The sequence below is a fragment of the Paenochrobactrum glaciei genome, assembly GCF_039522165.1.
Taxonomy (GTDB): domain Bacteria; phylum Pseudomonadota; class Alphaproteobacteria; order Rhizobiales; family Rhizobiaceae; genus Paenochrobactrum; species Paenochrobactrum glaciei.
Window position 1 is genome coordinate 1 of sequence record NZ_BAAADE010000028.1, and the last position, 5,475, is coordinate 5,475.

The 5,475-nt window shown below is 45.2% G+C and carries 8 protein-coding genes; 5 read left to right on the plus strand and 3 right to left on the minus strand.

The window, feature by feature from the left end:
• The 3 genes from ABDZ76_RS17345 to ABDZ76_RS17355 form a co-directional block, all read left to right on the plus strand.
• Positions 1-229: hypothetical protein (locus tag ABDZ76_RS17345; RefSeq protein ID WP_343808548.1), on the plus strand; the 229-nt coding region annotated here is incomplete at its 5' end.
• Between the two features lie 193 nt (positions 230-422).
• Positions 423-701: a hypothetical protein gene (locus tag ABDZ76_RS17350; RefSeq protein WP_343808552.1), complete on the plus strand. Its 279-nt coding sequence runs from the start codon at positions 423-425 to the stop codon at positions 699-701.
• A gap of 175 nt (positions 702-876) precedes the next feature.
• Positions 877-1,122: a hypothetical protein gene (locus ABDZ76_RS17355; protein WP_343808557.1), complete on the plus strand. Its 246-nt coding sequence runs from the start codon at positions 877-879 to the stop codon at positions 1,120-1,122.
• Between the two features lie 585 nt (positions 1,123-1,707).
• On the opposite strand, the gene mobQ is transcribed toward ABDZ76_RS17355, so the two are convergent.
• Complete coding sequence (gene mobQ, locus ABDZ76_RS17360; RefSeq protein ID WP_343808560.1) at positions 1,708-2,775, minus strand: MobQ family relaxase; 1,068 nt, start codon at positions 2,773-2,775, stop codon at positions 1,708-1,710.
• A gap of 154 nt (positions 2,776-2,929) precedes the next feature.
• Between mobQ and ABDZ76_RS17365 the strand changes: the two genes are divergently transcribed.
• The gene (locus ABDZ76_RS17365; protein WP_343808563.1) at positions 2,930-3,187 is read left to right on the plus strand and encodes a mobilization protein; all 258 of its coding nucleotides are present in this window, start codon (positions 2,930-2,932) and stop codon (positions 3,185-3,187) included.
• Complete coding sequence (locus tag ABDZ76_RS17370) at positions 3,180-3,734, plus strand: hypothetical protein (RefSeq protein ID WP_343808566.1); 555 nt, start codon at positions 3,180-3,182, stop codon at positions 3,732-3,734. Before ABDZ76_RS17365 ends, ABDZ76_RS17370 begins: the two co-directional genes overlap by 8 nt.
• Before the next feature lie 240 nt (positions 3,735-3,974).
• Here ABDZ76_RS17370 and ABDZ76_RS17375 read toward each other — a convergent pair whose 3' ends face one another.
• Together ABDZ76_RS17375 and ABDZ76_RS17380 are read right to left on the minus strand one after the other, a co-directional pair.
• Positions 3,975-4,331 carry a hypothetical protein gene (locus ABDZ76_RS17375; RefSeq protein WP_343808569.1) on the minus strand — a complete coding sequence of 119 codons (357 nt, stop codon included), beginning with the start codon at positions 4,329-4,331 and terminating at the stop codon, positions 3,975-3,977.
• A 115-nt stretch (positions 4,332-4,446) separates the two neighbouring features.
• A complete protein-coding gene (locus ABDZ76_RS17380; RefSeq protein ID WP_343808572.1) occupies positions 4,447-5,445 on the minus strand; it encodes a replication initiation protein in 999 nt (332 codons plus the stop codon).
• Positions 5,446-5,475 lie beyond the last annotated feature (30 nt).

Genomic DNA, 5,475 nt, shown 5'->3' on the forward strand with positions numbered 1-5,475 from the left:
GCGCCTGCAGGCTCGGGGAATTACGCATGTAAATTCCCCGAGCCATTTCAGCCGGCAGCACCGTTTTTGTCTGATCAAAAGCGCGATCAGCGGCCACTTCTATTGTTTTTCCCATAAATCACAAAATAAATCACATGAAGTGATTTGTCAATGCAACCATCAGGCCCAATATGTGATTTATACGGCCCAATATGTGATTTATACGGCCCAATATGTGATTTATAAATAGACAAGTATTTGTTTTTAAATAACAAAAAAGAAAGGAACTGTTAGAACAATAGAACAAGAAGCGCGCTTTGCGCATTTTTTAAATTTTTTGAAAAGAAAGGATGGGACGGGGGGAGTATATATAGGGGGCAAATAGAAATAGTGAAGAAAATATGCTATCATCCTAAAGGATTAATAATTTTAAGGTTTAAAGAATGATATCATCTGACTGGAGATTTATCGGTAATAGTTCTTTTTGGGAGCGCCATCCAAATGAAACTTATGGAAAACATTATAATGGTGCCGTCATAGTAAGTATTGGTGATAGAAACTATTGCTGTGGTAACGCAGATGATTACAGATCGGCGACTGCATTAATTCTTGATGATTTACCTGAAACCTCTATGCCAAACGGAACACAACTCGCCCCACATGTTGCTATAGTACGCTCTGCAATCGATCGAACAACACAAGATTTGTTGAAGAGTGCCTGATAGCTGGCTAAAGAAATGAGCATATAAATTTTTCTCATAGAGCACCCATAGCTCACGAGTGAAGCGCGCAAATCAAATAGCGCCGTAGCGAACGAGTGAGCGAAGCAGTCGAGCCTGTTTCGATTGGTGGCAGTATGCTACCTCTTGCTTTTAAGTAATTCCTTTGGAGAAAAGTATGTCGTTATCGATCAAGGCCATCAAATTCGCCAATGGCTACGTTCATGTTGAATTTTCTCACGGAGCGGTTGCCCTGCTCGGACTGTATGCGCCACCGCTCCCTCCAATCACAACCAACGAATTTGCAGAAAATGCTTTGAGGCAACCGTATGCGAGTTCTGACATTGCGGTGCAGATCAATCATTCCAGCAACTGCGTACAAAAAGCGATAGATTTATACTTCGTAGATAGTTCGATTGATTAATACCATAAAACAGTAATGAGCTAAGGCTGTGCTGGATTAAGCTCGTCGTCAGAGGACAACTAGTAGCTATTACAGGTCACGCTATTTCCATACGTATTACATGTGGTAGTTTTAGATTGTGTCGTAACAATAGGAGGAGGAGTGTATTGCTGCCCTCTAAATGGGAATGAAGGCATTCTTCCATCGCTTTTACCACACAGAAAAGACATTCGATACCACGTAACAGGGCCAGGGATTATATCTGCAACAACCCCACCTGAATTGCTTGAACTATCTACAACCTGATATGCCCCCTTACATATCGCATTTGCTTTTTTGAAACAACTGCTTGTGGAGCTGCTGCATTTTACTTCCTGCATAACCTTACCGGAAGGTGTTGGCACCCCCTCACTGCTAGAAGTTGAGCATCCGTGTAAGGATAATACTACTCCGCACATTAATAAAAATTGTCTCATGGCCGCCCCCCCCCTAGTAATTAAATTTATAGTTTTTTCTTTATTATCAATCTAATATTTTGACTATATTGCTTTGTCTAGGATAGATAGTAATTTAAGTTAGGTTTGATTTATGATATACTAAACTAATTCACATCTCATGGCTAAATCCGCAACTGTGGCTGCTTCGCTCTTGCTCTAAGCGTTCATTTTCCAGCTGCTGCGCCTGTTTTTCAACTTCACGCTGCTCATGCTGTTCTTCCTGTCGAAAGCCCTTCACAACATCCATGGCGCGCTCTGCATAGGCAGAAAAATCCATGCTACTTGCGGCTTCGCGAACTCTATCGGCAAGCGAACTGACATGCTCTTTGCCGCGCCCCATCACCTCCCGAAAATAACCGGCTATTTCCTGAACAGTTTCCTTGATCTCCAAGGTCGCGGCCTTAACATCATACCACTTGCGCACGGTTTCAATATCCTCGCCGCGCTCCTTCATTTGCCATGCTCCCACTGAGAGCTGTGGCAGCGGTCTCCGGTCAAGCTCTAAAGCCCGCAGGGTTTGAGCCACCTGTATATCACGGTCACCATGTTCCTCTGCATGGGCGGCTCGCTCCAGTGCTTCCTCACGTTGCTCCGCTAGTGTTCTATGATCGATCCGTTCAATAAGGTTGTTACGTTCAAAGCATGAATTGACCGTGTTCGCCCAACCTTCCCGCCATTCCTCTAAAAGCTCGACCTTGTTCCAATCGCGGTTTTTCGTTGTAAAACCTTCTGCAGTGATTTCGCGTGTCGTCAGCATAATATGCGCGTGATAATTACGTTCATCACCATCTTGACCAGGACTATGCCAGGCAATATCGGCCACCATTCCACGACTGACGAAATGTTCGTTACAGAAGGCTGTAATTGCCTCAATGCGTTCGCTTTGGCTAAACTCATGGGGCAGGGCTATGCGAACTTCACGGGCGACTTGGCTATTCTTGCGTGTCTCTGCCGCTTCAACAGCATTCCACAACTCGGCGCGATTATGCACCCATTCTGGTGCGTTTTCTGGGGCAAGAATATGAGTGTGCTCAACGCCGCTACGCCGTTCATAATCAAATACAAGTCCAGTGCGATGATCTTCGATTCGTTCTGCTGCACGATAGGCACTAGCCGCAGTTGCGCTGCGCCCTTGAGATCGCGAAATCATCGTTGCTCGTAAATGATAAATCGCCAATTGAGCACAACGCCTTAACTAGGGGTTAAGGGGAGCGTAGCATCCCCTACCCACACAAACGTGTAGCAGTTTGTATAAGTGGGCACTTCGTGTCTTGACCGTAAACCTTTAATGCCTAAAAATCAACGAACTTAATATTGGGGATTCCGGATTCATGTCACAGACGATTGAGCAGAAAATTAAAGAAGCCGAAGCCAAGCTACAGCGCTTAAAAGCCAAAGCGAAGGCAACTGAAACACGGCGTAAAATCATTGTCGGTTCGATCTTAATTAATGATGCGCTCAAAGATGGCAGACGCGCAAAATATCTAGCAGAAAGAATCCGTGCCGGTTTAACCAGAGAGATTGATCAAAAAGCCGTAGCGGATCTGCTTGTCCTGCTGGATGAAAAGGCGGGCGAACCAAATGAGTAAGGCATCTGGCGGCAAAGACCCGTTCACGATTTTCGCGGATGAACTGACGCTCCTGCGAAACGACATCAAACAGTTAAAGCTGTCTAGCCTGTCTTATCCCGAAGCCAGCGTGATCAACGATAAAATTACTGAAGATGTTACGACTTTTACGATGGCTGCGGAAAAATTGGAGCGTTCAGTTTCCAACGGTTTTGCGAAATTACAGCAACAAGTTCAGCAAGACGCAAGCAGCGCTGCCAGTAAGGCGGCAAGCTCGGCGATTACAAATAGTCATCAAGAGATTTTGAATGCTGCCAGAATATACTCAAAAAACGCCGGAGAAGCCCGCAGAGAGGCTTGGCGCTATTTTGGAGGGTTCTGGGTGTGGCTATCGTCCATGCTGCTTCTAGGGGTTATTTTAGGTGTGCTGGTGACGATTTATCTGCAAGGTATGATTTCAGCTAAAGAGTTTGGCAAATATCCGAGCATTTACTGCTCAATGGCTGGCGGTAGCGTAGGCGAGTATGAAAGCGGCAACGGGAAATACTGCGTTTTCCATAATATTTGATTTTGAGGTTTGAGGCTGGCCGAGTTAGCACTCCCAGCCTTCATCCATGATAGCCTTTTCGTCTTCGTCCAAAGCGCGCTACCAAATACGCCAGAGAATAAGGCCTAAAAGCGCCAACACGCCCCCCAATCCCATATCCACGACTCTAGTAAGTCTCGAATCACGGAGCCCCTCAATCTGCGCACTAATTCGTTTCAGTTCAAATAAGACCTGATCATTGTTCATTTGTTTCTCCCCAAATCATCCAAATAAGCGCTTAAATAAAGGTTTGTTTGCCTCGGCATACCAACGATCACGATCAGCTTCAGCAGATACAACACGTTTCTCGCATATGTCGGCTCTTTGGCGCTCAGATGATAGCAACTCATTTAAAGCATCAACTTTCGCCTGTAATTCTCTTATCTGACTGTCATTGCGACTATCATTATGACTATCATTATGACTATCTAATGCTACCAATGGCACCAAAACACGAGTTTCGCCGTCATTACCCTTAATGCGCTGCCACTTCTTTCGCATGACCGTCCTACGGGCGGAGGTAAGCTTAATGTTGAGCCTTTTAGCAAGTTCTTTATAGGTCAGAGACTCTGTCGACATAATGACTATCCTTATGGCTGCCATAGTGGCAATCATGATGACTATTGCACATTTAAGTTAATGATTTTCAACACAAACAATTGGCCATAATACGTTAAGTCTGGATCTTGGAAATTCACAGTTTGTATTTAGCGCACCAGTTTATAAAAGCTTGTTCAATGTTGTGCGCTGTTAGCTCAAGATTTCGATTTTTGGCAAAACTACGGAATCGATTGCTGAGAAAACTAAGGTCTGGTAGCTCCGATACTTGCACATGCTGGCGCGCCAGCTTCTCCCATTTGGTGAAGTGAATTGATCCTTCCGCCGGAAAAGGCTCATAAACCGTCTCTGATTTGCCTTGCTGTCGCGCCTTGCGCCCGACCTTGGATGCGCCTAGCTCCTTTGCTACAGGCGCTCTATCAGTCTTTTGCGCCCATGAAATTGTAATGCCGACGACAGTGCGACCTATTTTCTTGGGGGTAGCCTTTAAAGTGAAGCGCGATAGGTGATTAATTTCCTCAATTGCCGGCTGAATTGCACGAGCATTTAGGTGTCCAAATGCTTCTAGTTTTCCCTCAGTAACACCCAGCAAAGCGCGCAATTCCGGTATACTAAAGTTTTTTTCATTAATGAATTGCAGGTTGATCAATGACGTAATGTGCTGGAACAACAGCACAGAATATTTGCTGGTTAAATGAAAAACGGTCTGGCGGTCTAAAATTGCCCAATGGTTCGATTTAGCCGCCATATCTCGAAACATGCGCCCGAAATACCAAGAAACGAGAATTTCACCTGTCGTTTCATGACGATAATCAATTACAGCATGATCAATGATGCCACCTATAGTTTCTTGCAGTGCTGCCGGATCATCAAACGTCATAACAACGCCGCGCAAATCCTCAAATAGAGGTCGGATTGATGCACGGTCGTGATTTTTCATGCCCTCAATGGCGCGAATATCTGCAAGGCGGATTTCATGGCGCACATCATCGGCCATGCGACCGGCTGCTGTGCCTATCATCAAGTGCAGTAATTTAAGCGCCTGCAGGCTCGGGGAATTACGCATGTAAATTCCCCGAGCCATTTCAGCCGGCAGCACCGTTTTTGTCTGATCAAAAGCGCGATCAGCGGCCACTTCTATTGTTTTTCCCATAAATCACAAAAT

Excerpts from the sequence above, each read along its gene's own strand:
- ABDZ76_RS17375 (WP_343808569.1), bottom strand. The coding sequence starts at position 4,331 with ATGTCGACAGAGTCTCTGACCTATAAAGAACTTGCTAAAAGGCTCAAC.
- ABDZ76_RS17365 (WP_343808563.1), top strand. The coding sequence starts at position 2,930 with ATGTCACAGACGATTGAGCAGAAAATTAAAGAAGCCGAAGCCAAGCTA.
- ABDZ76_RS17355 (WP_343808557.1), top strand. The coding sequence starts at position 877 with ATGTCGTTATCGATCAAGGCCATCAAATTCGCCAATGGCTACGTTCAT.
- ABDZ76_RS17370 (WP_343808566.1), top strand. The coding sequence starts at position 3,180 with ATGAGTAAGGCATCTGGCGGCAAAGACCCGTTCACGATTTTCGCGGAT.
- ABDZ76_RS17350 (WP_343808552.1), top strand. The coding sequence starts at position 423 with ATGATATCATCTGACTGGAGATTTATCGGTAATAGTTCTTTTTGGGAG.